Source organism: Amycolatopsis sp. lyj-108 (assembly GCF_046549005.1).
Taxonomy (GTDB): Bacteria; Actinomycetota; Actinomycetes; order Mycobacteriales; family Pseudonocardiaceae; genus Amycolatopsis.
In genome coordinates this window covers 520,169-546,975 of sequence record NZ_JAJPWQ010000002.1, presented here as the reverse complement: position 1 = coordinate 546,975, position 26,807 = coordinate 520,169, and the positions used below count along the sequence as shown (strand labels likewise).

Sequence of the window (26,807 nt, the reverse complement as noted above, 5' to 3'; positions counted from 1 at the left end):
GTGTCAATCTCGTGATCAAAGAATGGGACAGGCCACGGCTGGGTGAATTTCCCACGATGCGGATGGGCCAATGGACCGAACGGGTGGCGGTTTTCCGAGCACTGGGAATTAGGCCACCTGGCGGCACTACGGCAGGTCACAACGGACCAGTAACCCGAATCCGGCGGCCGCTATCCCGTTACGTGTTCGTTATGCGGCCCCGGGAACTCTGACTCCGCTGGAGCGGTAGGACATGGCCATGCCGAAGACGTTCAGACGAACAGCACAACTTCGTCGGCCGGAAGATCGACGGATACGTGCAGCCGCCACTGCTACCGGCCGCAACGCCCCTATCGACCGGGCGAGACGCTCGTGCCCTGCTTCGCGCCGGACCGGTTCCCGGACACCTACTTCGACTTCCCCGTCTCCCGATCCTCGCTGACCTGCGCTTCCACCTGCCGGATCGCGATTAGGGGGCTAAACGCACGTCAGTCGGCCTGGCGGCGACGGCGGCGGGAGGTGAAGACCAGGACCCGCGCCGAGTACCGGGGTGGCCATGGCGAGTGCGCCGAGGCCGAGTACGTCGGCCTCGGTGCTGGCCAGACCCGTTCCGCCGCGGGAACCCTGCTGCCCCTTAACCGGATTCGCCTGGAGTCAGGAGTCGTTTCGAGTGACCGAGTCACCCGGAAACGGGAATGGCCCCCGCCGGATCGGCGAGGGCCATTCTCGTGGATCGTGCTTCGGTCAGCGGAAGTCGCGGCCGAAGTCGTAGTCGTCCAGCGGAACCGCGGCACCCGGGGTGGAGCCGAAGACATCCGGCGTGTAGTAGCCGTCGTCGTAGGACGGGATCGCGTAAGCGGCGACCCGCGCCTCCTCGGTCGGCTGCACCTGGATGTTGCGGTACTTGTTGATCCCGGTACCGGCCGGGATCAGCTTACCGATGATCACGTTCTCCTTGAGGCCCACGAGCTTGTCCGAACGGCCGTTGATGGCCGCGTCGGTCAGGACACGCGTGGTCTCCTGGAACGAGGCCGCCGACAGCCACGAGTCCGTGGTCAGCGAGGCCTTCGTGATCCCCATCAGCACCGGACGACCCGAAGCAGGCTCGCCGCCTTCGGCGACCGACGCCCGGTTCTTCGCCTCGAACTTGGTCCGCTCGGGCAGCTCGCCCGGGAGGAAGTCCGTGGCACCGGAGTCGATGATCGTCACGCGGCGCAGCATCTGCCGCACGATGACCTCGATGTGCTTGTCGTGGATCGACACACCCTGCGCCCGGTACACCTTCTGGACCTCGTCCACCAGGTGCATCTGCGCCTCGCGCGGCCCCATGACCCGCAGGACCTCGTGCGGGTCCGGCGTACCTTCGAGCAGCTGCTGACCGACGTTGACGCGGTCACCGTCGCCCAGCGGGCCGCTCGGGGTGTTCGCGAGCCGCTGACGCTTGGACAGCTTGTCGAAGACGATCTCTTCGCTGCCGTCGTCCGGGATCAGCGTGATCTTCCAGAACCGCTCGCTCTCCTCGATGCGCACACGGCCATCGACGTCGGCGATCGGCGCCTTGCCCTTCGGGACCCGGGCCTCGAACAGCTCCTGGACACGGGGCAGACCGGTCGTGATGTCGTCACCGGCGACACCACCCTGGTGGAACGTACGCATCGTCAGCTGCGTACCCGGCTCACCGATCGACTGGGCCGCGACGATACCCACGGCCTCGCCGACGTCGACGAGCTGACCGGTCGCCATGGACCGGCCGTAGCAGGTGGCGCAGATACCGACGGCCGACTCGCAGGTCAGCACCGAACGCACCTTGACCTTGGCGATCCCGCTCGAGATGAGCTTGTCGATCGCCGGGTCACCGATGTCGTCACCGGCGTTGAGCACGACGTTGCCCTTGGCGTCGACCGCGTCGGTCGCCAGGTTCCGCGCGTACACGCTGGTCTCGACGTGCTGGTCGCGCAGGACCTTGCCGTCGCCGATGTCCTCACCGATCGGCATGTTGATGCCTCGGGTGGTGCCACAGTCGACCTCGCGGACGATGACGTCCTGCGACACGTCCACCAGACGACGGGTCAGGTAACCCGAGTCCGCGGTACGGAGCGCCGTGTCCGCCAGACCCTTACGGGCACCGTGCGTCGCGATGAAGTACTCCGCCACCGACAGGCCTTCACGGAAGTTGGCCTTGATCGGACGCGGGATGTACTCACCCTTCGGGTTCGACACCAGACCACGCATACCGGCCAGCGACCGGACCTGCGTCATGTTGCCCGCCGCGCCCGACTTCACGATCATCGCGATCGGGTTGTCGTCCGGCAGCGCCGTCTCCATGATCTTGTGGACCTCTTCGGTGGCCTGCGTCCACACCTTGACGAGCTCGTTGTTGCGCTCGGCGTGCGACAGCTGACCACGCTGGTACCGCTTCTCGACCTGGTCGGCCTTGCCTTCGTACTCGTCCAGAATGGCCTTCTTGCCGGTCGGGACGAGGACGTCGGAGATCGCGACCGTGACACCCGAACGGGTCGCCCAGTAGAAACCGGCGTCCTTCAGGCGGTCCAGGGTCTGCGCGACCTGCGTCATCGAGTAGCGCTCGGCGAGGTCGTTCACGATCAGGGCCTGACGCTTCTTCGGCATCGGCTCGTTGATGAACGGGTAGTCCGCCGGCAGCAGCTCGTTGAACAGCACGCGGCCCAGGGTGGTCTCGGCCAGCCAGGCCTTGCCCGGCTCCCAGCCCTTCTCCGCGAGCGCCGCTTCGTCGGCCTTGGCGGGCTGACGGTCGACAATGCGGATCTTGACCGGGGCGTGCAGGCTCAGCGCCTTGAGGTCGTACGCCATGATCGCTTCGGCGGGCGAGGAGTACGCGTTGCCGGCACCCGCGGCGTTCTCGGTGAGACGGGTCAGGTGGAACAGACCGGTCACCATGTCCAGACGCGGCATGGCGAGCGGGCGGCCCGACGCCGGCGAAAGGATGTTGTTCGCCGACAGCATCAGGATGCGGGCCTCGGCCTGCGCCTCCGCGGAAAGCGGGAGGTGCACGGCCATCTGGTCACCGTCGAAGTCCGCGTTGAACGCTTCACAGACCAGCGGGTGCAGCTGGATGGCCTTGCCTTCGACCAGCTGCGGCTCGAAGGCCTGGATACCGAGACGGTGCAGGGTCGGCGCACGGTTCAGCATCACCGGGTGGCCGGTGATGACCTCTTCGAGCACGTCCCACACCTGCGGCCGCGAGCGCTCCACCATCCGCTTGGCGGACTTGATGTTCTGCGCGTGGTTCAGGTCGACCAGCCGCTTCATGACGAACGGCTTGAACAGCTCGAGCGCCATGTCCTTCGGCAGACCGCACTGGTGCAGCTTCAGCTGCGGGCCGACGATGATGACCGAACGGCCCGAGTAGTCGACACGCTTGCCGAGCAGGTTCTGACGGAACCGGCCCTGCTTGCCCTTGAGCAGGTCGGACAGCGACTTCAGCGGGCGGTTACCGGGACCGGTGACCGGGCGGCCGCGGCGGCCGTTGTCGAACAGCGCGTCGACGGCCTCCTGCAGCATCCGCTTCTCGTTGTTGACGATGATCTCGGGCGCGCCGAGGTCGATCAGCCGCTTCAACCGGTTGTTCCGGTTGATGACCCGGCGGTAGAGGTCGTTCAGGTCGGAGGTGGCGAACCGGCCACCGTCGAGCTGGACCATCGGGCGCAGGTCCGGCGGGATCACCGGGACGGCGTCGAGCACCATGCCGCGCGGGTCGTTGCCGGTGGCCTGGAAGGCCGCGACGACCTTGAGCCGCTTCAGCGCGCGGAGCTTCTTCTGCCCCTTGCCGTTGCGGATGGTGTCGCGCAGGTTGTCGGCCTCGGCCGCGACGTCGAATTCGGTGGCCAGCTTCTGGATGGCCTCCGCGCCCATGCCGCCGGTGAAGTACTCGCCGTAGCGGTCGACGAGCTCGCGGTAGAGCAGCTCGTCGGCGATCAGCTGACGGACGTCGAGCTTGGTGAAGGTCGTCCAGACCTCCTCGAGACGGTCCAGCTCGCGACCGGCGCGGTCACGCAGCTGACGCATCTCGCGCTCGCCGCCTTCCTTGACCTTGCGGCGGACGTCGGACTTGGCGCCCTCCGCCTCCAGCTCGGCCAGGTCGGCTTCCAGCTTCTGCGCCCGTGCCTCGATGTCCGCGTCACGCTTGGTCTCGAGGTTCTTGCGCTCGACGCCGATCTCGTTCTCGAGGGTCGGCAGGTCGTTGTGCCGCAGCTCGGTGTTCACACCGGTGATCACGTAGGCCGCGAAGTAGATGATCTTCTCGAGGTCCTTCGGCGCCAGGTCGAGCAGGTAGCCCAGGCGGGAGGGAACACCCTTGAAGTACCAGATGTGGGTGACGGGGGCGGCCAGCTCGATGTGGCCCATCCGCTCACGGCGCACCTTGGCGCGGGTGACCTCGACGCCACAGCGCTCGCAGATGATGCCCTTGAAGCGGACCCGCTTGTACTTACCGCAGTAGCACTCCCAGTCCCGGGTCGGGCCGAAGATCTTCTCGCAGAAGAGGCCGTCCTTCTCGGGCTTGAGCGTCCGGTAGTTGATGGTCTCCGGCTTCTTGACCTCACCGAAGGACCACTGACGGATGTCGTCGGCGGTCGCGAGGCCGATGCGGAGCTCATCGAAGAAGTTGACGTCCAGCACGTCTTTGCATCCCCTTGGGGTTGAGTCGACTAGAGGGGTTGGCGGTCGAGGCTGGGCCCACGGGAGGCAGGCCCCGCCTCGGACGGCCGTCAGTGCACGACGTCGTCCACCGAGGGCGACTCGTTGCGGGACAGGTTGATGCCGAGGTTGGCCGCGGCGCGCTCGAGGTCTTCGTCGTCGGAGTCGCGCATCTCGATCGCGGCGCCGTCGCTCGACAGCACCTCGACGTTGAGGCAGAGCGACTGGAGCTCCTTCAGGAGCACCTTGAACGACTCGGGGATACCCGGCTCGGGGATGTTCTCCCCCTTGACGATGGCCTCGTACACCTTGACGCGGCCGACCACGTCGTCCGACTTGATCGTCAGGAGCTCCTGCAGGGTGTATGCGGCGCCGTACGCCTGCATCGCCCAGCACTCCATCTCGCCGAACCGCTGGCCACCGAACTGCGCCTTACCACCCAGCGGCTGCTGCGTGATCATCGAGTACGGACCGGTGGACCGGGCGTGGATCTTGTCGTCGACAAGGTGGTGCAGCTTCAGGATGTACATGTAGCCGACGGCGACCGGGTACGGGTACGGCTCGCCGGAGCGGCCGTCCAGCAGCGTGGCCTTGCCGTTCTGCTTGACCATGCGCTCACCGTCGCGGTTCGGCTTGGTGGCGCCGAGCAGACCGGTCAGCTCGTCTTCCTTGGCACCGTCGAACACCGGGGTGGCGGTGTTCGTGCCGGGGTCGACGTCGTAGAGCTCCTCGTTGAGGTTCTTCGCCCAGTCCGGGTTGCCTTCGATCTTCCAACCCTGCGAAGCCAGCCAGCCGAGGTGAAGCTCCAGGACCTGGCCGATGTTCATACGACGCGGGACACCGTGGGTGTTCAGGATGATGTCGACGGGCGTGCCGTCCTCCATGAACGGCATGTCCTCGGCGGGGAGGATCTTGCCGATGACACCCTTGTTCCCGTGGCGGCCGGCGAGCTTGTCGCCCGGCTGGATCTTCCGCTTCTGGGCCACGTAGACGCGGACCAGTTCGTTGACGCCCGGGGGCAGCTCGTCGTCGTCCTCACGCGAGAACACGCGGATGCCGATGACCTTGCCGGTCTCACCGTGCGGCACCTTCAGCGAGGTGTCGCGGACCTCACGGGCCTTCTCACCGAAGATCGCGCGGAGCAGACGCTCTTCCGGGGTCAGCTCGGTCTCACCCTTGGGCGTGACCTTGCCGACCAGGATGTCGCCGTCGCGGACCTCGGCACCGATCCGGATGATGCCGCGCTCGTCGAGGTCGGCCAGGACCTCTTCGGAGACGTTCGGGATGTCCCGCGTGATCTCCTCGGCGCCCAGCTTGGTGTCGCGGGCGTCGATCTCGTGCTCCTCGATGTGGATCGACGTGAGCACGTCGTCCTGCACCAGGCGCTCCGAGAGGATGATCGCGTCCTCGTAGTTGTGGCCCTCCCACGGCATGACCGCGACGAGCAGGTTCTTGCCGAGCGCCATCTCACCGTTCTCGGTGGACGGGCCGTCGGCGATGACCTGACCCTGCTCGACCCGGTCGCCCTCGTTGACGATCGGGCGGTGGTTGAAGCAGGTGCCGTGGTTCGAGCGGCGGAACTTGTACAGTCCGTAGCTCTTCCGCGTGCCGTCGTCGTGCATGATCGTGATCAGGTCGGCCGAGAGCTCCTCGACGACACCGGACTGCTCGGCGACGAGCACGTCACCGGCGTCCACCGCGGCGCGCAGCTCCACACCGGTGCCGACGTACGGCGCCTGGTTGCGGAGCAGCGGCACGGCCTGACGCTGCATGTTCGCGCCCATCAGCGCGCGGTTCGCGTCGTCGTGCTCGAGGAACGGGATCATCGCCGTCGCGACCGAGACCATCTGCCGCGGCGAGACGTCCATGTAGTCCACGTCGAGCGGGTCGATCAGCTCGACCTCGCCGCCCTTCTTACGGACCAGGACGCGATCCTCGACGAAGGTGCCGTCTTCCGAGATCGGCGCGTTCGCCTGCGCCTTCACGAAACGGTCTTCCTCGTCCGCGGTGAGGTAGTCGACCTGGTCGGTGACGCGGCCCTCGACGACCTTGCGGTACGGGGTCTCGATGAAACCGAACGGGTTGACCCGCGCGTACGAGCAGAGCGAACCGATCAGGCCGATGTTCGGGCCTTCCGGCGTCTCGATCGGGCACATGCGGCCGTAGTGCGACGGGTGGACGTCACGGACCTCCATGCCGGCGCGCTCACGCGACAGACCACCCGGGCCGAGGGCGGACAGACGACGCTTGTGCGTCAGCCCCGACAGCGGGTTGTTCTGGTCCATGAACTGCGACAGCTGCGAAGTACCGAAGAACTCCTTGATCGCCGCCACGACGGGACGGATGTTGATCAGGGTCTGCGGCGTGATCGCCTCGACGTCCTGGGTGGTCATCCGCTCGCGGACGACGCGCTCCATCCGGGACAGACCCACGCGGATCTGGTTCTGGATGAGCTCGCCGACGGTGCGGAGACGACGGTTGCCGAAGTGGTCGATGTCGTCGGTCTCGACCGGGATGACCTGGTCGCCGACGGTCGCCTTGTCCTCGCCCGCGTGCAGGCGGACCAGGTACTCGATCGTCGAGACGATGTCCTCTTCGGTCAGCGTCCCGGTGTCGTACGGCGTGGTCAGGCCGAGCTTCTTGTTGACCTTGTACCGGCCGACCTTGGCAAGGTCGTAGCGCTTCGGCTTGAAGAACAGGTTCTCCAGCAGCGTCTGCGCGCTCTCCTTGGTGGGGGGCTCGCCCGGGCGCAGCTTGCGGTAGATGTCGAGGAGCGCCTCGTCGGTGCCGGCGGTGTGGTCCTTCTCGAGGGTGGCGAGCAGCGTCTCGGAGAACGAGAAGCGCTCACGGATCGCCTCGGTGGTCCAGCCCAGCGCCTTCAGCAGCACGGTCACCGGCTGGCGGCGCTTGCGGTCGATGCGGACGCCGACGGTGTCGCGCTTGTCGACGTCGAACTCGAGCCAGGCACCCCGGCTCGGGATGACGCGGACGTTGAAGACGTCCTTGTCGGTGGTCTTGTCGACGCTGGTGTCGAAGTACACACCAGGCGAACGGACCAGCTGGGACACGACGACACGCTCGGTGCCGTTGATGACGAAGGTGCCCTTGTCGGTCATCACCGGGAAGTCGCCCATGAAGACCGTCTGGCTCTTGATCTCGCCGGTGTTGTTGTTCACGAACTCGGCGGTCACGAACAGCGGGGCCGCGTACGTCATGTCCTTGTCCTTGCACTCCTCGACGGAGGCCTTGACCTCGTCGAAGCGCGGGTCGGAGAAGGACAGCGACATGGATCCGGAGAAGTCTTCGATCGGCGAGATCTCGTTGAGGACCTCTTCCAGGCCACCGACCGGGTTTTCTTCACCTTCTTCGACGCGGCGTTCGAACCACGCCTCGTCGCCGGTGAACCATTCAAAGGACCTGATCTGCACGTCGAGCAGGTTCGGGGTGCTGAGCGGCTCGCGAATCTTTGCGAAGGAGACCCGCTTGGGGGCTCCCGGGATTCCCGTGGACTCCGAGCGAGATACAGCCGAGGTGGTCGCAGCAGTGGCCTGGTTCGCGGGAGAGACTGCCAAGATGCGTCCTTCCGGGGACAATGAGCGGTGAGCAGCCGCGTCAGCAACAGCTGATGCGGTCTGTCAAGGGTGCCGTGTGCCCACTATCCTAACTACCGGCTCCGGGCAGCCTGAAAGAGGGCAGCGCAAAGAAGCAGTCTAGCCCGAACGTCACGGTCTGTCCAGGGGGCGCTCCTGATGGGGCCCAGCCTGCTTCGCAACGTCTTCAGGTATGCCTCTCCTCGGCCTCCCCGGACCGTCCCTCCCGCAAGGGCACCGCCGGTTCTCACCGTTGCCAGTAAGCGTGACCCCACAGGGGCTCTGAGTCAAGATGCCGCGCGGTGGTCCCGCCGGTTGGCGCAGCGTCGAAGAAGCTCCGCTGCGGGCGTCTTACAGGACGATCATCCTGGTTACCGACCGGTACGCGCAGGTGACGGCGTTGGGGCGCCGACCTGCGTTTAGCGGGCTGAACGCGATCCCGCCCGGGCGGCGTTTCGGAGGGTCACCGGGTCGGGGCGGGGGTGGTTCGGGGCGCCTCAGGGGCGTTTCGGGGCGTGTGGCGGTTGTGGCCGGTGGGTCGGCTGGTGCGGCGCACAGGAAAGGCCCTCGGATCGCGTTTAGGGGGCTAAACGCGACGCGTCTCGGGCGGCTGCGGAGGTGAGGTGGTCGTGAGTGGCTAGGACGGTCCTGGCGAGCTTCCTGGGGACCTGCGGCGCTTCTTGCGTGGAGTACGTGAAGGACCCCTTCCTGTACCTAGGCGCAAGGAAGGGGTCCTTCATGTACTGGGGAAGCGTGTAGGTCGAGTTTCCTCGGCTGAGCCGCGGGAAGGGGGCCCTCACGCGCGGGTCTGCCTCGGCTCGGGCCGAGCTCAGCCCGACATGACGTGAGGGGCCCCTTCCCTACTCTCAGGGTAGGGAAGGAGTCCCTCACGGACCTGCGATCCCGACCCACCCGCCGCCGGTGGCTCCAGATCGCGTTTAGCGGGCTAAACGCGACGCGCTACTTGGAGGGGGCCGGGGAAGCGGGGGGTGAGGCGGGCGCAGAGGAAGCGGCCGGGTTGGGCGGAGCGGCGTAGGTGTTCATCGCCGTGATCTTCCACTTGTCGCCCTGCAGTTCCGCGTTCAAGTGCAGTTGCGCGCTTCCCGCGGTGGTCTTGTTCGTGTCGGCCCGCGTCGAACTCTGGTCGACGAACACCATCACGTCGGCCCGGTCGCCTTCCAGCCGGATGACGGCGCTGCGGGTGACCTTGCAGGTCACGACCATCTTCTGCTGCGGGGCCAGCCGTTTGACCTCGCCCATCAGCAGGTTGTACTTCGCCCGCACCTCGTCGTTGACCAGCAGATCGCCTGCCGCGGTCTCGGTCTTCGCGATGTTGTTGTAGTCGTACGAGAACAGCGCCTCGGTCGCCTTCGCGACCTGGTCCTTGACCTGCGCGGTCTTCGCGACGTCCAGCAGCGCCGTGTTGTTCGTCGAGCTGGACACCTCGTCGGCTTGGATCTTGAAGAGCACGGCGGTCGCGGCCAGCAGCAGTCCGACGACGACCAGCGCGCCCGCCAGAATCAGCTGACGAGAGCCTGACTTCTTCTCGCTCTCCGAAGAAGACTCCGACTCTTCATCGTCTTCGGTAGCGACCTCGGCTTCGGCCTCTTCGAGGTCGTCCGGCTTCTCTTCGGCGGCCGCGCGGACCTTCGCACGCGGGCTCGGCTTCGCGACAACCTCGTCTTCGGAGGCTTCGGCGGCTTCAGGAGCTTCGGAGGGCTCTTCAGGGGCCTCGACAGCGGCAACCTCAGGCTCAGCCGCCTCAACGACCTCAGGCTCAGGTGCGGGCTTAGGCGCCGGCCGCGGCGACGGGCGGCGGACCGGCGCCGGCGTTTCGTCGACCTCGACCTCTGAAGCAGAGCCTTCCGGAGAGGCGGGAGCGGGAGACGCTGCGGGCCGTCGCAGACCGGCCACCCGGGGGCGGCGCACCGGCGGAGTGCTGCGAGGGGGCTGGCGGCGGGAGGGGGGCACTACGAGGCTCCGTTCTAGGTGACGCTCTTACTGACCGGCCGCGACGAGGGGCACGTTGTCGATCCCGGACAGCTTCCACTCATCGCCGACCCGGGTCATCGAGACCTCCAGGCGCAACGCCTTCGAGCTCGCCTTGTCGCCCTGGGTGACCTGGGTGGAGATGGCGGCGAGGAAGCTCGCCTTGCCTTCGTGGTCGTCGAGTTCCTGGACCGCGATGTCCTGGATGGTGGTCACGACCTTGGTCTTCGCGTCGCCGAGTGCCTTGCGATAGGTCGGTTCCAGTTGCTTCAGCTGCTCCGCCATCTTGTCGTCGGAGACGGCTTTCTGGCGGTTGAAGAACTCGTCGAGGTTCTCGAAGTCGACCTCGGTGTAGGCCTTGATCGCGGTGCCGCCCGCCTTGGCCACTTCGTCGCGGGAGCGCGCCAGGTCGGCGTTGTCGTCCGACGCGGCCACGGCCCACATGACACCGAAGATCGCCGCGGCGACGAAGGCGGCCAGCGCGAACGCCGCCGCCCCCAGGACGAGGGTCCGCGATCGAGAAGAACTCATGACACTCCAGGGTAGGTATACGGTCTCGGGCTCAGCCGGGCAGGCCCAGCAGCGTGCCGAGGGTGGGCAGGCTGACCCCCGGGCTCTGCAGGACACTCGGCATGCCCTGCGCCGCGCGCAGGCTGGCCAGTTCCTCGGCCGACCGTCCGGCGTTGGCGGCGACGTCGCCCTGCGACGGGATCTGCGGGACCCCGTTGTACGGCACGTTCTGCGAGCCGCGCACGTTGATCGGGCTGCCCTTCGGCTCGGCGCAGTACGCGTCGTCCTTCGGCGCGCGAGGCGTCGTGTCGGTGCCTTCGCGGTACTTGTCGAGGCCGATGTAGCCCTTGGTGCACGAAGGCGGGTTGAACAGGTTGAGCGCGAGGCCCAGGTGCGCGGTGCCGTCGTTGGCGACGCTGTTCGCGCCCGCGGCCAGCATCGGGTACGTCACCAGTCCCTGTTCGAGCCCGTCGAGCCGGGTCACCAGGAGGTTCGACGTCGTGAGCAGGTTCGCCGTCAGCGCGCCCAGGCCGGGGCCGGATTCGGCGAGCACCGAGCTGATCTGGTTCGCCACCTGCGGGGTGATCCCGATCAGTTTCCGGATGTCGGCGTCGGAGTTCTTCAGCGTGCCGGAGAGCTTGTTGAGATCCGCGCTGAACGACTTCATGGAGCTCGCCATGTCGTTCTGCGTCTCGAGGACCTGCCCGCCCTTTTCCAGCAGCTGGATGGTCTGCGGCAGGTACTCCTGCGCGGTCGTGGTGAAGCTCCGCGCGGTGTCGAGCAGCCGCTGCAGGTCCGGGCCGGTGCCGTTGAAGGCGTTGTACGACTCGTCGACGACCTTGCGCAGCGAGTCGGTCGGCACCGACGCCGCGAGGCTGTCGAGATCGCCGATGAGCTGCTCGGTGGGCACCGGCGTCTTGACCTTGTCGGCCGGGATGACCGAACCCGAGTTCAGGAACGGTCCCTTGTCGCTCTTCGGCTTCAGGTCGACGAACTGTTCGCCGACCGCCGACCGGTTCGCGACGACGGCGTCCAGATCGGCGGGCACCGGCGGGGCGTCCGGCGCGATGTTGAGGTCGGCTTCCAGCCCGGTCTTGGTGAGGCGCAGCTCGCCGACCCGGCCGATGTTGAAGCCGCGGTAGGTGACCTCGGCGTTCTGGAAAATGCCGCCGGACTGCTTCAGTTGCAGCTTCACCGTGTAGCCCTCGTCGCCGAAGACCTGGCCGAGTCCGGCGAACCGGATCAGCGCGTACACGATGGCGACCACGGAGATGATCGCGAACGCGACCAGCTGGATCTTCGTCCTACGGACCAGCATCAGCCGGCACCTCCCGACAGCACGCCGAAGATCCCGGCGGGTCCGGTCTGTTGCGGCTGTCCGCCGCCCTGCGGCGTGCTCGCCTGGCCACCGGCGACACCGCCGACGCTGTCCGGGATCGGCAGCGGCGGATTCGCCCCGGGACCCTCCGTCCCGCCGGTCAGCCCCGGCACCGGGATGACGTCCTGGAGCGGGTTCTGACGGCTGCGGCCGAGGTTCTTGAGGATCTCGTTCAGGTTCAGGTCGATCTTCGCGAACAGGTTGAAGTAGTCGCCCTTGACCCCGTCGTAGGCGGCGTCGCTGAACGGGAAGGTCAACAGGATCTCCAGCGCCTTGGGCAGATCCGCCCCCGCCTCGCCGAGCTTCTGCAGCGTCGGCTGCAACGCCTTGAGGTCGGCGACGAGGTCTTCCTTGCTCTTGTTCACCGTGTCGACGGCGACCCCGGACAGGTGGTTGAGCGCGTTCAGCATGGTCACCAGCTGGCCGCGCTGCTGCTCCAGCACGCCGAGGCCGGGGCCGAGGTTGTCGACCGCGCCGACCAGCTTGTCCTTCTGGCCGTTCAGCGTGAGCGAGAGCCGGTTCAGCCCGTCGAGGGCCCGCGTGATGTTCGCGGACTGCTTGTCCAGGTTCGTGACCAGCTCGTTGGCGTTGTTCAGCAGTGCCTTGAGCTCCGGCGAGCGGCCGGTGGTGGCGTTGTTGAGTTCCTTGGTGATGGTGTTGAGCTGTTCCACCCCGCCGCCGTTGAGCAGCAGAGAGAGCGCGCCGAGCAGTTCCTCGACCTCGACGCTGCGGTTCGTGCGGGCCAGCGGGATCACGGCGTTGTCGGCGAGTTCGCCCTGTCCGTCGGCGGGCGCGGCCAGCTCGACGTACTTCTCACCGAGGAGGCTCGACTGTTTGACGTTGGCCAGCGCGTTCGCCGGCAGTTTCACGTCGCCGTTGACCCGAAGGGTGACTTCGGCGTTCCAGCCGTCCTGGGTCAGCCCGATCGCTTCGACGCGGCCGATGGCGACCTCGTTGACCTTCACCCCGGCTTGCGGCGTCAGGTCGAGGACGTCCCGGAACTGCACCTTGACCGTGTACGGGTGGTCGCCGAGTTCGGCGCCGCCGGGCAACGGGACGTCGTAGATCCCGTTGAATCCGCAGCCGCTCAACGTCAATGCCGCGATCGTGCCGACAGCCGCGAAAGTAAGTTTCTTCATCACTTCGCCGCCGTTCCGTAGAGCTGACCGGCGATCGGCAGCGGGAGCGGCGGCAGCTGGCCCGCCTGCGAGGACTGGATCACCTGCGCGATCGACGGCAACGGCACCAGCCCGTCGACCAGTCCGGCGATCCCCTTGCACGCGTCGCCCAGCGCGTCGAGCGCGTCCGGGGTCTGCTTGAGCAGGTTGCACACCATCACCAGCGGCGGCTGGGTGAGCTCGTTGAGGTTGGCCCGCGCGTCGAGCGTGCCCGACGAGGCGTTGTAGGTGTTGACCAGGTTCCCGAGGCCGACAGGGGCGACGTCGAGGATCTCGGCGAGCGCGCCGCGCTGGTCCACGAGCACCTTGGTCACGCTGGCCAGCTTGTCCACATTGGACTTGAGCCGGTCGCGGTTCTTCTCGATGAACCCCTGCACCGCGGTGAGCGTGTCGGACAGCTGCTTCACCGTGGCCGAGAGGTTTTCCCGCTCCCCCGCGAGGAATCCGCTGACGTCGGCGAGCTGCCGCTCGAAGTCGCGGACCTGCTTGTCGCTGTTCACCAGCGTCTGCGAGAAGGAGCCGAGGTTCTCGACCGTCTTGAACAGGTCGTCCTTGTTGCCGGACAACGTGCCCGCGGCCTGGCCGAGCTTCGTGATCGTGTCGTGCAGTGCCTGCCCGTTGCCGTCGAAGTTCTTCGCGGCGGTGTCGAGCAGGTTCGACAGCGAACCGTTCTTGTTGGCGCCGTTGGGTCCGAGCGACCTGCTGACCCGGGAGAGGCTGGCGGCGAGTTCGTCGACCTCGAGGGGGACCTCGGTGCGGTCGAGCCCGATGACGGCGCCGTCGGCGATCCGCGGGCCGCCCTTGTAGGCCGGGGCCAGCTGCACGTAGCGGTCGCTGACCAGCGACGGCGACACGATGATCGCCTTCGCGTCGGCGGGCACCGCCACCGAACGGTCGTATTCGAGTTCGACGCGGACCTGGTTGCCCATCGGCTGGATCTTGGTGACCGTGCCCATGTCGACGCCGAGCATGCGGACACTGTTGCCTTCGTAGAGACCGACGGTGCCGGCGAAGTAGGCGGTCACATGGTTGCGGCCGGCGTCCTTGAGCGTCCACCACAGCGCGCCGGCGACGACCAGCGCGAGCACGATAGCGATGGTGAAGCCGCGGGCCAGGTTGGAACCGAGACGGGTACTCATTTCTCGTAGCACCCCTTGTCGTTGATCGGGCCGAACGACGGCAGGACCAGTCCGCAGATGTAGTTGTCGAACCAGCGGCCGTTGCCGATCGTGTTCGTGAACACCCGGATGAACGGCGCGAACCGCGCGATGCCCTGGCCGAGGGCGTCCTGGTTGCGCTGCAGCATCGAGGTCAGCTGGTCGAGCTGGGTGAGCACCGGGTCGAGCTGCGCGTCGTTGTCGTCGACAAGGCCCTTGAGCTGGGTGGCGAGGGCGCGTGAGCCGTCCAGCAGCGCGGAGATCGCCTCCTTGCGCTTGGCCACCTCACCGAGCAGCTTGTTGCCGTCGGCCAGGAGCTTCTGGAACTCGGCGTCACGGTCGACGAGCGTCTGCGAGACCTGCCGCGTGTTCGCGAGCAGGCTCGACAGCTGCGAGTCACGTTTGGCGATGGTGTCCGAGAGGCGCGAAAGGCCGTTCAGGGCGCCTTTCACGTCGGCCGGGGTGTCGGAGAAGGTCTCCGTGATGACGTCGAAGCTCTTCGCCAGCTGCGTCGTGTCGATGTCGTCGACGGTCTGCGAAAGCCCGCGGAAAGCGTCGAGGACGTCGAACGGCGACGCCGTGCGCTCACGCGGGATGGTCGTGCTCGGGTCGAGCGTGCGCTGCCCCTGCGGGTCGAGCGCCAGGTACTTCTGGCCGAGCACGGTCTTGATCTTGATCGCCGCGCTGGTCTTGTCGCCGAGCCAGGCGTCCTTGACCTTGAACGAGATCCGGACCTTGTCCCCGTCGAGCTTGATCTCGGAGACCTTGCCGACCTTCACCCCGGCGACCCGGACGTCGTTCTCCTCCTGCAGGCCGGAAGTCTCGCTGAAGTCCGCGCTGTAGGTCGTCCCGCCACCGATGACCGGCAGGTCGTCGGAGTTGAGGGCGGCGAGGAAACCGAGCAACAGCACCGAGATGCCGACCAGCGCGATCGGGATCGGATTGCGTTTCTGGAACGACTTCATGCCGTGCACCTCGCCCGGTTCACCGGCAGCAGCGGCAGGTTGATCGGTTCGTTGATCAGCGGAGGCAGGGCGACGGCTCCCGTCATCTCACAAGCGAAGAAGTTGAACCAGGAGCCGTAATCGGCCGTGCGGGTCAGAGCCGTCACCTTCTGCGGCAGGAACTGGATGAAGTGCTCGACGATCGGCTGGCTGTCGTTGAGGTTCTTCGTCAGCGTGCCGAGCGCCGCGATGTCCTGCTTCAGCGGCTCACGGGCTTCCCCGAGCAGGCCGGACGTGGTCTGGGCGAGGGTGCCGAGCGACTCGATGGCGTCGCCGATCGGCTCGCGGTCCGCGGCCAGCCCGGAGACCAGCTGCTGCAGTTTGACGATCAGGTCGTTCAGCTGCGGGGTGTGCGCGTTGACCGTGTCGAGCACCGAGTTCAGGTTGTCGATGACCTCACCGATCACCTTGTCCTTGTCGGAGATCGTGGTGGCCAGCGACGCGGTGTGCTTCAGCAGGCTTTCGATCGTGCCGCCCTCACCCTGCAGGACCTGGATGACCTCGTAGGACAGCTTGTTGATGTCGTCCGGGTTGAGCGCGGTGAACAGCGGCTTGAACCCGTTGAACAGCTGCGTCAGATCGAGTGCGGGAGTAGTCCTCTCCAGCGGTATGTTGCCGCCGGGCTCCAGGTTCTTCCCGGAAGAGTCGGTGCCCTGCCCGAGCGAGACGTAGCGCTGGCCGACCAGGTTCCGGAACTTGATCTGCGCGGTGACCCCGGCGGGCAGTTTGCGGCCGGCGTCGACCTCGAACTCGACCTCGGCCTGGCGCCGGTCGACGATGCGGACGTCCTTGACCTGCCCCACCCTGACGCCGGCGATGCGGACGTCGTCGTTGGGCAGCAGCAGGGTCGCGTCGCTGAACCGTGCCTTGTAGGCGTTGGTGCTGGTGGTGTTCACGTTGGCGATGCTGATCCCGAGGATCGTCGTGAACAGCACGGTGACGACGATGAAGGCGCAGAGCTTGATCAGCGGAGCGAGCAATCCCCTCACTGGACGTGCACCTCCGCCCCGCGATAGAGCGGACCGACGAGCAGCGAGCCCCAGCCGGGCACGTCCGAAGCGGACATGCCGACCTGCGGGGCGACCAGCTGCGCGAGGAAGTCCGATTCGGACGCGCTGTAGGACGGGCTACCGCCGGGCGCTCCGCCGCCGTTGTAGCCGCCGTAGTTCGCGAAGCCGTTCGACGGCGAGAGACCGTCGTTCGCCGACCGCGCCGGCGCCTTGACCGTGCTGCCGTCCTTGATCGGACCGTCCGGCGGGTACTGCGGGAACGGGTCCGGGAACTGCTTCAGGTCGTAACAGCGCGGACCGCGTTTGTCCTCGAACCGCGGCTCGTCCTTGCCCGGCAGGTACGGCCCGCGGTTGACGGTGACCTCGATGGTCGCGTGCAGGCCCGGCCGGTCGGTGCCCTTGCCGAGGGCCTTGTCGATCTTCGGCAGGTTGGCCGCCATCTGCCCGATCACGCACGGGTATTCCGGCGCGTACTTCGCCAGCAGCTCCGCCGTCGGGCGGGCGGTGTCGGCGAGCCGGATCAGGTTGTCGGCGTTGTTCTGCAGGAACGTCTGGAGATCGACCGAAGCCTGGGTGACGCTGCCGTACAGGTTCGCGAGGTTCATCTTCTGGTCCACCACGGTGCGGGTGGTGGTGCTCAGGTTGTCCAAGGTCTGCACCAGATCCGGGGCGACGGCGTTGAGGTTGTCCGAGAACTTCGCGAGTTCCTTGAGGTTCTGCTGGAGCTTGGGCTCGTGCGGGTTCAGTTCCCCGACGTAGCTGCCGAGCTGCGCGAGGGTGTCGCCGAGCTGGTCGCCACGGCCGTTGAGCGCGGTGGAGATCGCCGAAAGCGTGCTCGACAGCTTCTGCGGCTGGACGGCCTGCAAGACCGGCATCAGATGCGCGAACGCCTGCTCCAGCTCGACAGCGCCGGACGTACGGTCCTGGGTGATCACGTCGCCCTCGGCGATCGTCTTCGACGAAGGCGCGTCCGGGATCTCCAGTGAAACGAAACGCTCACCGAACAACGTCTTCGGCAGGAAGCGCGCGGAAACGTTCTGAGGGATCAGTTTCGCCGACTCCGGATTCAGCGCGAGCGTGAGTTCGGCGCCGTCCGGGGTCGCGGCGATCTCCTTCACCGAACCGACGATGAGGCCGCGGACCTTCACGTCGGACTGTTTCAGCAACTGGTTCCCGATGCTGCCCGACTGGAGCTTCACGCTCACCACGGGCGTGAACGCCCGCTGGTACAGCGCGATGCTCAGGGCCACTCCGCCGATGAGCACGGCGACAAGCAACAGACCCAACAGCCTGCGCCGCAGTGTCGCGATCATCCTGCGATCCTCACCGTGACGTCGGTTCCCCAGATCGCGAAACCGATGAAGAAGTTCATGATGGACACCGTGACGATGCTCAGCCGGACCGCCTTACCGACGGCCACGCCGACACCGGCGGGGCCACCGGTGGCCCGGTAACCGAAATAACAATGCGACAGGATGATCAAGACGCTGAACAACAGCACCTTGATGAACGAATACAGCACATCCTGTGGTGGTAGGAACAGATCGAAGTAATGGTCGTAGGTACCCGCCGACTGGTTGTAGATGTAGATAACGACCAACCGGGACGCGAGATACGAACTCAGCAGGCCGATGACGTACAGCGGGATGACCGCGACGAAACCGGCGATGATCCGCGTGGTCACCAGATACGGCAGGCTCGGCACGCCCATGACCTCGAGCGCGTCGATCTCCTCCGAGATCCGCATCGCGCCCAGCTGGGCGGTGAAACCGGCGCCGACCGTCGCCGAAAGCGCGAGGCCGGCGACCAGCGGGGCGATCTCACGCGTGTTGAAGAACGCGGTCAGGAAGCCGGTGAAGGCAGAAGTACCGATCGAGTTCAGCGCCGAATAACCTTGAAGACCGACGAGGACACCGGTGAACAGCGTCAAGCCGACCATCACGCCGACCGTGCCGCCGATGACCGCGAGCGAGCCGGAACCGAAGCTCACCTCGGCCAGCAGCCGCAGAACTTCTTTCATGTAGCGGCGAAGCGTCCTCGGCGTCCACAGCAACGCGCGGCCGTAGAACGACATCTGGTCACCGAGGTTGTCCAGAGTCTGCAAAGGACGGTTGGCAACCCCCTTGGCGCGTGTAAGGAAGGTCATGCGTCAGTCCAGCTTTCCGGGCACGATCTGCAGGTAGATCAGCGTGATCACGAAGTTCACCACGAACAGCATGAGGAACGTGATGACGACCGACTGGTTCACCGCGTCCCCGACGCCCTTCGGGCCACCGGACGGATTCAGTCCCCGGTAGGCGGCGACGACCCCGGCGATGAAGCCGAAGATCAGCGCCTTCAGCTCGCCGACCCAAAGGTCCGGCAGCTGGGCCAGCGCGGAGAAGCTCGCCAGATACGCACCCGGCGTCCCGCCCTGGAGTACGACGTTGAAGAAGTAGCCGCCGAGCACGCCGATGACGCTGACCATGCCGTTCAGCAGGAGCGCGATCAGCATCATCGCGAGCACACGCGGCACGATCAGTCGCTGCACCGCGGAGACGCCGAGCACCTCCATGGCGTCGATCTCTTCACGGATCGTCCGCGCGCCGATGTCGGCGCAGACGGCGCTACCGCCGGCGCCCGCGACCAGCAGCGCCGTGACCAGCGGACTGGCCTGCTGCACGGTGGCGAGCACCGACCCGGCACCCGTGTAGGACTGGGCGCCGAGCTGGCGGGCGAGCGAACCGAACTGCAGCGAGATGACCGCGCCGAACGGGATCGCGACGAGCGCCGTCGGCAGGATCGTCACACTCGCGATGAACCAGGCCTGCTGGATGAACTCCCGCAGCTGGAACGGGCGCTGGAAGATGCCACGAACGATGTCGAGGCCGAGAGCGAACAGGTTCCCGGTCTCGCGCAACATGCCGATCCCGGGGATCTTCGCCGATGAAGCGGAAGAGCTCACGCGCCACCTGACCCCGGATCTTGTGGCCGCAAGCGGTGGTTGCCTGCTCTCCCGGGGTGCGGGATGTGGGCGACCTGGTCGTCGGGCAGCTGCCCCTGGTGATGGTTCGGAATCGAGCTCTCGGCGGGCACCGACCGGTGCCCGGCGGTCGCGAGGCGCTGCGGGCGGACGCCGTAGCGCTGCTGCTCCTCCGGGGAAAGCGACTCGATGATGCTCTGCTGCGCCTCGTCCGGCAGGCCGTGCAGGATCTGCATGACCCGGTCCTTCCGGCGGACCGCGCCCATCCGGGTCGGAACGCCGGGCGTCGGCTGCATCTGCGGCGGCACCCCGCTGACGTCCTCGACACCGCCCGCGTGGTGACCGGCCTCGAACATCGCGCGCTCGGCGGCGAGCTGGGCGGAGTCCTTCTCCTCGCTCATGCCGATGGGGCCGTCCATCTTGCCGTTGAGGAACTGCTTGACGACCGGCTCCTCGCTGGTCAGCAGCACCTCGCGCGGGCCGAACATGACCAGTTCCTTGCGGAACAGCATGCCCAGGTTGTCCGGCACGGTGCGGGCGAGGTTGATGTTGTGCGTGACGATCAGGAACGTCGCGTCGATCTGCGCGTTGACGTCCAGGAAGAGCTGGGAGATGTAGGTGGTGCGGACCGGGTCGAGACCGGAGTCCGGCTCGTCGACCAGGATGATCTGCGGGTCCAGCACCAGAGCGCGGGCGAGACCGGCGCGCTTGCGCATACCGCCGGAGATCTCGCCGGGCAGCTTCTTGTCGGCGCCGTTGAGACCGGTCATCTCGAGCTTCTCGAGCACGATCCGGCGAACCTCGGTCTCCGACTTCTTCGTGTGCTCCCGCAGAGGGAACGCCACGTTGTCGTAGAGGTTCATCGACCCGAACAGCGCGCCGTCCTGGAAAAGGACGCCGAAGAGCTTGCGCACCTCGTAGAGCTGGTGTTCGGAGCACGTCACGATGTCGACGCCGTTGATCATGCAACGGCCACGGTCTGGTTTGAGCAGACCGATCATCGACTTCAAGAAGACGGACTTACCGGTTCCGGACGGACCGAGCATCGCCGAAACCTCGCCCGGAGGCAGGGTCAGCGTGACGTCCCGCCAGATGGCCTGCTTACCGAAGGACTTCGAAAGACCTTCGATGACCACCTCGGCACCCATCGCACCTCCAGGAGCTGTTCCGCGTCGTCGCGCACTGCCGTCCCGTGCCACTGGCCCGGGAGGACGCATGCGTTCGCGCAGCGATACCCGCGTCAACCAGGTGCAACGAGCTGAGTGCGAACAGGTTACTCACCAGTTTTCTTTTCTGGCCAGACCCCGGGTAACTTTTCGCGCAGTCCGCCACCGGCCCGTGCACCGCTTGCAGCACCGTAGTGCACGTCACTCCCGCCCGCAGATCCACAACCGGGGCCTGCCCAGGTCGGGGCGCTACCGCGTCGCGATTAGGGGGCTAAACGCAGGTCAGCGGGGGTGGGCCTCGGCGTCGCGCCGGATCGCGATTAGGGGGCTAAAGGCGCTCCGCGCCCTAAGGCTGGAGACAGCGAAGGGGCGGGCATCCGTACTGGATGCCCGCCCCTTCGACGGTGCTGCGGTAGGCGCTGACGCGCCCGGGATCACTTGATGGTGATCTTGGCGCCCGCGGCCTCGAGCTTCTCCTTGGCGGCCTCGGCGGCCTCCTTGTCGACCTTCTCCAGGAGGGCCTTGGGAGCGGCCTCGACCAGCTCCTTGGCCTCCTTCAGGCCCAGACCCGAGACGACCTCACGGACGACCTTGATGACCTGGATCTTCTTCTCACCGGCGGACTCGAGAACGACGTCGAACTCGTCCTGCTCCTCGGCGGCGGCCGGGGCGGCGCCGACCGGGCCGGCGGCGACGACGGCAGCCGGGGCGGCCGCGGTCACGTCGAAGGTGGTCTCGAATTCCTTCACGAACTCGGACAGCTCAAGAAGGGTGAGCTCCTTGAAGGCGTCGATCAGCTCGGTGGTGCTCAGCTTCGCCATGGTGGCTTCCTCTCTGAAACGAACTAAAAGTTCGGGGTGGGGGGTGTTCAGCTCTCGGCGGGTGCTTCGGCTGCTTCGGTACCGGCGTTGCGCTGCTTGTCCTCCAGCGCGGCAGCCAGGCGAGCGACCTGGGACGCCGGCGCCTGGAACAGCGCGGCGGCCTGGGACAGCTTCGCCTTGAACGCGCCCGCCGCCTTGGCGAGCAGGACCTCACGGCTGTCGAGATCGGCGATCTTGGTGATCTCGTCCACGGACAGCATCTTGCCGTCCATGTAGCCGCCCTTGATCACAAGCGCGTTGTTGTCCTTCGCGAAGTCGCGAAGCGCCTTCGCGGCGTCAACAGCTTCACCTTCGACGAAGGCGATGGCGGTCGGGCCGACGAACAGGTCTTCGAGGCCCTCGATGCCCGCGTCCGTGGCGGCACGCTTGACGAGGGTGTTCTTCGCGACCCGGTACTTGGCACTGGTGCCGAGAGCGCGGCGCAGCTGGGACAGCTGGGACACGGAGAGGCCGGTGTACTGGGTAACGACTGTGGCCGAGCTGGTGCGGAAACGCTCCGCGATCTCGGCGACGGCCGCCTCCTTGTCAGGCTTCGCCATGGTCGCCTCCTCTCTTGGCTAGTGGTCCACTGGCCTTGAGAGCCCTGAAACGACGAAACGCCCCAGCGCAGACAGGCGCGGGGCGTCAGGGCACGCGACGGGATGCGTCGCGGCGAGCCTCGTTCCTCCTGCGCGGGTCGCCCGCCCTAGCGGGGCCTTCGTTCTCCAGGCCAGATGACCAGGAGAAGACCAGCGGTCTTCGGTAGAACCTTGACAAGGGTACGTGACCCTGTTTCGGCCTCCGCACGGACCCCTGTCGAATCGCGTTTAGCGGGCTAAACGCGACCGGCGGAGTGCACGGGAGGGCTCGCGAGGCATCATGGTGACGTGGCGGAGCAGCGTGATGACGGAAAGCCGAGCGACGAGCCCGGCACGGACATCGAGCCCAAGGCGGGAGGTCAGCCCGCGCACCGGCTGGACGAGGAGCAACTGCGCCAGTTCCAGCAGTTTCAACAGTTCCAGGACTATCTGAAGTTCACCGAGGCACAGCAGCAGGGCCTCGTGCCGTCGCAACCCACGCAGCCCGTGACCCAGCACTACGGTGGACAGCCGCCAGTGCCTCCGGGACCGCCGCCCGGCGAACTCGTCAAGGCCCCTCGGCCGCGCGCGCCGCGCTGGCTGCGGCGGCTGGGCGGGAAGCTTCTCGCCTGGGTGATCGTGATCCTGCTGATCTGCATCGGGGCCACCATCGCCTACCGGCAGATCTTCCCCAGCGACGCCGGGCAGGACACGGCGACGTTCGTCCAGGGCGGCGGGGGCAAGCACCACACGAACCAGGTGCTTTCGACCAATCCCTGGGAAGCCGTGCGGGCCATCTACGACACGATCGGCAAGCCGTACCCGCCCGCCACCCGGGTCGAGAAGGTCTGCCTGTCGATGAGCGAGCAGGCGCAGGCCCAGTTCGCCCGCGACCTCGGCTACCCGGACTGCGCGACCGCCGTCCCGGCCCTGAACGCCAAGGTCACCGACATCACGCCGTACATCTACGCGGTACGCCCGATGTCGAGCGTGGTCCCGCGGCAGAACCTGACGATCCACTCGTGCTGGTACAACATCCGCGGAGGCCCCCTGCTGGGCAGCTTCACCCTGCAGGAAGTCGAGATGGGCCAGTGGCTGATCACCGGGCACGCGAACTCGCCCGAGCCCTGCCCCGCTCCCCCGACCGGCAACTGACCTGCGCTTCCTGCCGCCGGATCGCGATTAGGGGGCTAAACGCAAGTGCGCGCCGGATCGCGTTTAGCGGGCTCAACGCGACGCGGGTCAGAGGTCGTGCGAGGTCAGGAAGCCGGTCAGCGCCGAGCCGAAGGCGGGGTGCATGACGGCGGCCATGTGATCGCCGGGGACGCGGACGAGACGGGCGCCGGCGATGGCGGCGGCCAGGCGTTCGGGTTCCGCGGCCAGCGGGTCGGTGTCCCCCGCGAGGATCAGGGTCGGCACGGCGATCGCCGTCAGGTCCAGTTTCGGGTTCGCCGTCCCGCGGGCGACGGCGGCGAGCGCGATCCGGTCCGCCCGCAGCGCATCGGCGAGGATGCGGAAAGGCGCCGAAGACGGCGGAAGCGTCGAAGGGTCCTCCGTCAGCAGAGCCTCACTGATCGCCTCCGGCGTGACGACGCGGGTGTCCACCCCGCCGAAGTCGACGATCCCCGAACCGACCCCGCCGATCGCGAGGCACCGGATCCGCGGGTCGGCGGCCACCGCGCCGAGCGCGATCATCGCGCCCATCGAGTAGCCGACCATCGACACCTCGTCGAGGTTCAGCGTGTCGAGCAACGCCGACACGTCGCGGACCATCGCGTCGTCGCCGTAGCTCGCCTCGTCGTGCGGCTTCGCCGACCGTCCGTGGCCGCGCGCGTCCAGGCTGATCACGGTCAGCCCCGCGTCCTGGAGGGTGTCGACGACGCCCGGCGCGATCCAGTTGGCGTTCGTGTCCGCGGCGAAGCCGTGCTGTAGCAGCACCGGACGCCCTTTACCTTCCCAAACGGTGTAGCTGAGCTGAAGCCCGTCGAACGACGCGAAGGTAGGCATGCCCTCAAGCAAACACGAAAAAGGGGCGGCCCCGCCGTAGCGGGACCGCCCCCTTCTCAGTGATGTCTAACTCAGACTCACGCGTCCTCGGAGAGGAGGTTGCGAGTCCGGGCCGGGTCGACCGGGATACCCGGGCCCATCGTCGTGGAGACGACGACCTTGCGCAGGTAACGGCCCTTGGCCGACGACGGCTTGGCGCGGAGGATCTCGTCCAGCGCGGCCGCGTAGTTCTCCACCAGCTTCTCGGTGTCGAACGAGGCCTTGCCGATGACGAAGTGCAGGTTGGCCTGCTTGTCCACGCGGAAGTTGATCTTACCGCCCTTGATGTCCGTCACGGCCTTCGCGACCGCGGGGGTCACGGTGCCGGTCTTCGGGTTCGGCATCAGGCCACGCGGGCCGAGGATGCGGGCGATACGGCCGACCTTGGCCATCTGGTCCGGCGTCGCGATCGCGGCGTCGAACTCGAGCCAGCCACCCTGGATGCGCTCGATCAGTTCGTCGGTGCCGACCACGTCCGCGCCGGCGGCTTCGGCCTCGGCGGCCTTGTCACCAACGGCGAAAACGATGACGCGGGCGGTCTTACCGGTGCCGTGCGGCAGGTTCACGGTGCCGCGGACCATCTGGTCGGCTTTGCGAGGGTCGACACCGAGGCGCATCGCGACCTCGACGGTGGCGTCCATCTTCGCGGAGGAAGTCTCCTTGGCCAGCTTCGCGGCCTCGAGCGGGGCGTAGAGCCGCTCGCGGTCCACCAGCTCAAAAGCCTTGCGGTAGGCCTTGCTGTGCTTGGGCATTGCTTCTGTCCTTAACTCTTCAACGGATCAGTGTGGTGTTGGAGCCAGCACTGGCTCTCCCACGGTGGAACTGGGTGGAACTCAGTCGACGACCGTGATGCCCATCGAGCGGGCGGTGCCGGCGATGATCTTCGCGGCCTGATCGACGTCATGCGCGTTCAGGTCGGATTCCTTGGTCTTCGCGATGTCGCGGACCTGGTCCCAAGTGACCTTGGCGACCTTGGTCTTGTGCGGCTCGCCGGAACCCTTCTCCACGCCCGCGGCCTTCAGCAGCAGCTTCGCGGCCGGCGGCGTCTTGAGCTTGAAGTCGAACGAACGGTCTTCGTACACGGAGATCTCGACCGGGACGACGTCCCCACGCTGCGACTCGGTCGCGGCGTTGTAGGCCTTGCAGAACTCCATGATGTTGACGCCGTGCTGACCCAGCGCGGGGCCGACCGGCGGCGCGGGGTTGGCCGCACCCGCCTTGATCTGCAGCTTGATGATCGCCGCAAGCTTCTTCTTCTTGGGTGGCATTTCGTTTGTTCCTTCTTACTGACTTGAGTCCCCCGCACACCTGCCAGTACGCGGGGACTGCCGGCCGTCTGGCAGCCGTCAGATCTTGGAGACCTGGTTGAACGACAGCTCGACCGGGGTCTCCCGGCCGAAGATCGACACCAGGACCTTCAGCTTCTGTCCGTCCACGTTGACCTCGGAGATCGTCGCGGGCAGCGTCGCGAACGGGCCGTCCATGACGGTGACCGACTCGCCGATCTCGAAGTCGACCTCGACCGCGGGGCCACCCAGCTGCGACTCGGAAGCGGCAGCCTCGCCCTTGCCGGACTTGGCCGGCGTGGCGGTCTCGACCTTGGGCGCGAGGAACTTGAGCACCTCTTCCACGGTCAGCGGCGACGGACGCGACGTGGCGCCGACGAACCCGGTGACACCCGGCGTGTTGCGCACCGCGCTCCACGAGGCGTCGTTCAGGTCCATCCGGACCAGGATGTAGCCGGGCAGCACCTTGCGCTGCACCTGCTTGCGCTGGCCGTTCTTGATCTCGGTGACCTCTTCGGTCGGGACCTCGATCTGGAAGATGTAGTCCTCGACGTCCAGGGTCTGGGTCCGGGTTTCGAGGTTGGTCTTCACCTTGTTCTCGTAACCCGCGTACGAGTGCACGACGTACCACTCACCGGGAGCGGCGTTGAGTTCCGCGCGCATCTTCGCGACCGGGTCGACATTCTCGTCGGCTTCGGCGGCGGTGTCGTCGGCTGCGTTGTCGTCGGTCTCGTCGGACGCCTCTTCGGCCTCCGCGACATCTGCGGCTTCGTCGACCTCGTCGCCTGCGGCGGGCACCTCGACGGAATCCAGGTGCTCGGACTGCTCGTCGCCGAGTGCCGCGTGCACCTGCTCGTCGGAAAGCTCGGTCAGCTCATGACCGGCTGCTGTGCCGTTGTCGGAGGTCACGTTCCGTCCTCTCAGTTGATCGGTTGCCGTGGCACAGGGCAGGCGCGCGGTGCGCTCAGGCACCGCGAACGGCTGCCTCAGCTGCCGAAGACGGCACCGACGACCTCTTTGAAGGCCAGGTCGAGGCCGCTCACCAGCGCCACCATGAACACCACGAAGACCAGCACCACCGCGGTGTAGGTGACCATCTGCTTGCGGTTCGGCCAGATGACCTTGCGCAGCTCGGCCCAGACTTCGCGGATGAAGCGCATCAGCCGGGCGAAGATCGACGCCTGCTTCGGCTTGCGGTCGCGCTTCGGAGTCGCCGTGCCCTTGGCGTCCTTGGACTTCTCGGTCTTGTCCCCGGCCTTCGCCTTGCCGGCGGGGCGGGTCTTGTCGTCCGACTTGGCGTCGGACTTACCGGACGGGCGCGCGGACGCACGGCGCTCACGCCGGGCAGCGGCGGTCACCGGGCGGGACTGTTCGTCGGGCTTCCGCCCGGCGCCGTCCTGCGCCTTCTCACCGCTGGCGTCGCTGTCGCTCACGACCACT

The 26,807-nt window shown here is 66.8% G+C and carries 21 protein-coding genes; 1 reads left to right on the top strand and 20 read right to left on the bottom strand.

Annotation, left to right across the window (positions count from 1 at the left end):
- Positions 1 to 723: 723 nt before the first annotated feature.
- From ACLJO0_RS08880 to rplJ, 15 genes are all read right to left on the bottom strand, one after another.
- The gene (locus ACLJO0_RS08880) at positions 724 to 4,635 is read right to left on the bottom strand and encodes a DNA-directed RNA polymerase subunit beta' (protein WP_125790085.1); all 3,912 of its coding nucleotides are present in this window, start codon (positions 4,633 to 4,635) and stop codon (positions 724 to 726) included.
- An 89-nt stretch (positions 4,636 to 4,724) separates the two neighbouring features.
- Positions 4,725 to 8,225 (bottom strand): DNA-directed RNA polymerase subunit beta, encoded by a 3,501-nt coding sequence (locus tag ACLJO0_RS08875; RefSeq protein ID WP_125788804.1) that lies wholly within the window; start codon positions 8,223 to 8,225, stop codon positions 4,725 to 4,727.
- A gap of 978 nt (positions 8,226 to 9,203) precedes the next feature.
- On the bottom strand, positions 9,204 to 10,157 hold the full coding sequence (locus tag ACLJO0_RS08870; protein WP_410578204.1) for a hypothetical protein: 954 nt from the start codon (positions 10,155 to 10,157) through the stop codon (positions 9,204 to 9,206).
- 84 nt (positions 10,158 to 10,241) lie between these two features.
- Positions 10,242 to 10,763 carry a hypothetical protein gene (locus ACLJO0_RS08865; protein ID WP_125790086.1) on the bottom strand — a complete coding sequence of 174 codons (522 nt, stop codon included), beginning with the start codon at positions 10,761 to 10,763 and terminating at the stop codon, positions 10,242 to 10,244.
- Positions 10,764 to 10,794: 31 nt separating this feature from the next.
- Positions 10,795 to 12,060: an MCE family protein gene (locus tag ACLJO0_RS08860; RefSeq protein WP_410577470.1), complete on the bottom strand. Its 1,266-nt coding sequence runs from the start codon at positions 12,058 to 12,060 to the stop codon at positions 10,795 to 10,797.
- Positions 12,060 to 13,259 carry an MCE family protein gene (locus ACLJO0_RS08855; RefSeq protein WP_410577469.1) on the bottom strand — a complete coding sequence of 400 codons (1,200 nt, stop codon included), beginning with the start codon at positions 13,257 to 13,259 and terminating at the stop codon, positions 12,060 to 12,062. The genes ACLJO0_RS08860 and ACLJO0_RS08855 overlap by 1 nt, the downstream gene beginning before the upstream one ends.
- Positions 13,259 to 14,437, bottom strand: coding sequence for an MCE family protein (locus tag ACLJO0_RS08850; protein ID WP_410577467.1), 1,179 nt, complete (start codon positions 14,435 to 14,437; stop codon positions 13,259 to 13,261). The genes ACLJO0_RS08855 and ACLJO0_RS08850 overlap by 1 nt, the downstream gene beginning before the upstream one ends.
- Positions 14,434 to 15,420, bottom strand: coding sequence for an MCE family protein (locus tag ACLJO0_RS08845; RefSeq protein ID WP_125790090.1), 987 nt, complete (start codon positions 15,418 to 15,420; stop codon positions 14,434 to 14,436). Before ACLJO0_RS08845 ends, ACLJO0_RS08850 begins: the two co-directional genes overlap by 4 nt.
- Positions 15,417 to 16,448, bottom strand: a complete 1,032-nt coding sequence (locus tag ACLJO0_RS08840; protein ID WP_125788798.1) for an MCE family protein — start codon at positions 16,446 to 16,448, stop codon at positions 15,417 to 15,419. Before ACLJO0_RS08840 ends, ACLJO0_RS08845 begins: the two co-directional genes overlap by 4 nt.
- Complete coding sequence (locus tag ACLJO0_RS08835; RefSeq protein WP_410577465.1) at positions 16,445 to 17,782, bottom strand: MCE family protein; 1,338 nt, start codon at positions 17,780 to 17,782, stop codon at positions 16,445 to 16,447. The genes ACLJO0_RS08840 and ACLJO0_RS08835 overlap by 4 nt, the downstream gene beginning before the upstream one ends.
- A complete protein-coding gene (locus ACLJO0_RS08830; protein WP_125790092.1) occupies positions 17,779 to 18,615 on the bottom strand; it encodes an MlaE family ABC transporter permease in 837 nt (278 codons plus the stop codon). The genes ACLJO0_RS08835 and ACLJO0_RS08830 overlap by 4 nt, the downstream gene beginning before the upstream one ends.
- Before the next feature lie 3 nt (positions 18,616 to 18,618).
- Positions 18,619 to 19,371, bottom strand: a complete 753-nt coding sequence (locus ACLJO0_RS08825; RefSeq protein ID WP_125791473.1) for an MlaE family ABC transporter permease — start codon at positions 19,369 to 19,371, stop codon at positions 18,619 to 18,621.
- A gap of 38 nt (positions 19,372 to 19,409) precedes the next feature.
- Entirely contained in the window at positions 19,410 to 20,579 is a 1,170-nt protein-coding gene (locus ACLJO0_RS08820) for an ABC transporter ATP-binding protein (RefSeq protein WP_125790093.1), read from the bottom strand.
- A 452-nt stretch (positions 20,580 to 21,031) separates the two neighbouring features.
- A complete protein-coding gene (rplL, locus tag ACLJO0_RS08815) occupies positions 21,032 to 21,418 on the bottom strand; it encodes a 50S ribosomal protein L7/L12 (protein WP_125788795.1) in 387 nt (128 codons plus the stop codon).
- A 47-nt stretch (positions 21,419 to 21,465) separates the two neighbouring features.
- Positions 21,466 to 22,017, bottom strand: a complete 552-nt coding sequence (gene rplJ / locus ACLJO0_RS08810; protein ID WP_125788794.1) for a 50S ribosomal protein L10 — start codon at positions 22,015 to 22,017, stop codon at positions 21,466 to 21,468.
- 327 nt (positions 22,018 to 22,344) lie between these two features.
- Between rplJ and ACLJO0_RS08805 the strand changes: the two genes are divergently transcribed.
- The gene (locus tag ACLJO0_RS08805) at positions 22,345 to 23,190 is read left to right on the top strand and encodes a hypothetical protein (protein WP_410577464.1); all 846 of its coding nucleotides are present in this window, start codon (positions 22,345 to 22,347) and stop codon (positions 23,188 to 23,190) included.
- Between the two features lie 87 nt (positions 23,191 to 23,277).
- Here ACLJO0_RS08805 and ACLJO0_RS08800 read toward each other — a convergent pair whose 3' ends face one another.
- The 5 genes from ACLJO0_RS08800 to secE form a co-directional block, all read right to left on the bottom strand.
- Positions 23,278 to 24,042: an alpha/beta fold hydrolase gene (locus tag ACLJO0_RS08800; RefSeq protein WP_396556887.1), complete on the bottom strand. Its 765-nt coding sequence runs from the start codon at positions 24,040 to 24,042 to the stop codon at positions 23,278 to 23,280.
- A gap of 77 nt (positions 24,043 to 24,119) precedes the next feature.
- Positions 24,120 to 24,833, bottom strand: a complete 714-nt coding sequence (rplA, locus tag ACLJO0_RS08795) for a 50S ribosomal protein L1 (protein WP_125790096.1) — start codon at positions 24,831 to 24,833, stop codon at positions 24,120 to 24,122.
- 81 nt (positions 24,834 to 24,914) lie between these two features.
- The gene (gene rplK, locus ACLJO0_RS08790) at positions 24,915 to 25,349 is read right to left on the bottom strand and encodes a 50S ribosomal protein L11 (RefSeq protein ID WP_076164368.1); all 435 of its coding nucleotides are present in this window, start codon (positions 25,347 to 25,349) and stop codon (positions 24,915 to 24,917) included.
- 78 nt (positions 25,350 to 25,427) lie between these two features.
- Positions 25,428 to 26,276, bottom strand: a complete 849-nt coding sequence (gene nusG / locus ACLJO0_RS08785; protein WP_125790097.1) for a transcription termination/antitermination protein NusG — start codon at positions 26,274 to 26,276, stop codon at positions 25,428 to 25,430.
- Positions 26,277 to 26,353: 77 nt separating this feature from the next.
- Positions 26,354 to 26,806, bottom strand: a complete 453-nt coding sequence (gene secE, locus ACLJO0_RS08780; protein WP_396556893.1) for a preprotein translocase subunit SecE — start codon at positions 26,804 to 26,806, stop codon at positions 26,354 to 26,356.
- Position 26,807: the final 1 nt, after the last annotated feature.

What these genes read in the sequence shown, in the direction of transcription:
- rplJ (WP_125788794.1), bottom strand. Translation starts at nt 22,017, where the DNA reads ATGGCGAAGCCTGACAAGGAGGCGGCCGTCGCCGAGATCGCGGAGCGT.
- ACLJO0_RS08865 (WP_125790086.1), bottom strand. Translation starts at nt 10,763, where the DNA reads ATGAGTTCTTCTCGATCGCGGACCCTCGTCCTGGGGGCGGCGGCGTTC.
- ACLJO0_RS08845 (WP_125790090.1), bottom strand. Translation starts at nt 15,420, where the DNA reads ATGAAGTCGTTCCAGAAACGCAATCCGATCCCGATCGCGCTGGTCGGC.
- rplL (WP_125788795.1), bottom strand. Translation starts at nt 21,418, where the DNA reads ATGGCGAAGCTGAGCACCACCGAGCTGATCGACGCCTTCAAGGAGCTC.
- ACLJO0_RS08850 (WP_410577467.1), bottom strand. Translation starts at nt 14,437, where the DNA reads ATGAGTACCCGTCTCGGTTCCAACCTGGCCCGCGGCTTCACCATCGCT.
- rplK (WP_076164368.1), bottom strand. Translation starts at nt 25,349, where the DNA reads ATGCCACCCAAGAAGAAGAAGCTTGCGGCGATCATCAAGCTGCAGATC.
- ACLJO0_RS08860 (WP_410577470.1), bottom strand. Translation starts at nt 12,060, where the DNA reads ATGCTGGTCCGTAGGACGAAGATCCAGCTGGTCGCGTTCGCGATCATC.
- ACLJO0_RS08855 (WP_410577469.1), bottom strand. Translation starts at nt 13,259, where the DNA reads ATGAAGAAACTTACTTTCGCGGCTGTCGGCACGATCGCGGCATTGACG.
- ACLJO0_RS08825 (WP_125791473.1), bottom strand. Translation starts at nt 19,371, where the DNA reads ATGTTGCGCGAGACCGGGAACCTGTTCGCTCTCGGCCTCGACATCGTT.
- ACLJO0_RS08820 (WP_125790093.1), bottom strand. Translation starts at nt 20,579, where the DNA reads ATGGGTGCCGAGGTGGTCATCGAAGGTCTTTCGAAGTCCTTCGGTAAG.
- ACLJO0_RS08830 (WP_125790092.1), bottom strand. Translation starts at nt 18,615, where the DNA reads ATGACCTTCCTTACACGCGCCAAGGGGGTTGCCAACCGTCCTTTGCAG.
- ACLJO0_RS08835 (WP_410577465.1), bottom strand. Translation starts at nt 17,782, where the DNA reads ATGATCGCGACACTGCGGCGCAGGCTGTTGGGTCTGTTGCTTGTCGCC.
- rplA (WP_125790096.1), bottom strand. Translation starts at nt 24,833, where the DNA reads ATGCCCAAGCACAGCAAGGCCTACCGCAAGGCTTTTGAGCTGGTGGAC.
- ACLJO0_RS08800 (WP_396556887.1), bottom strand. Translation starts at nt 24,042, where the DNA reads ATGCCTACCTTCGCGTCGTTCGACGGGCTTCAGCTCAGCTACACCGTT.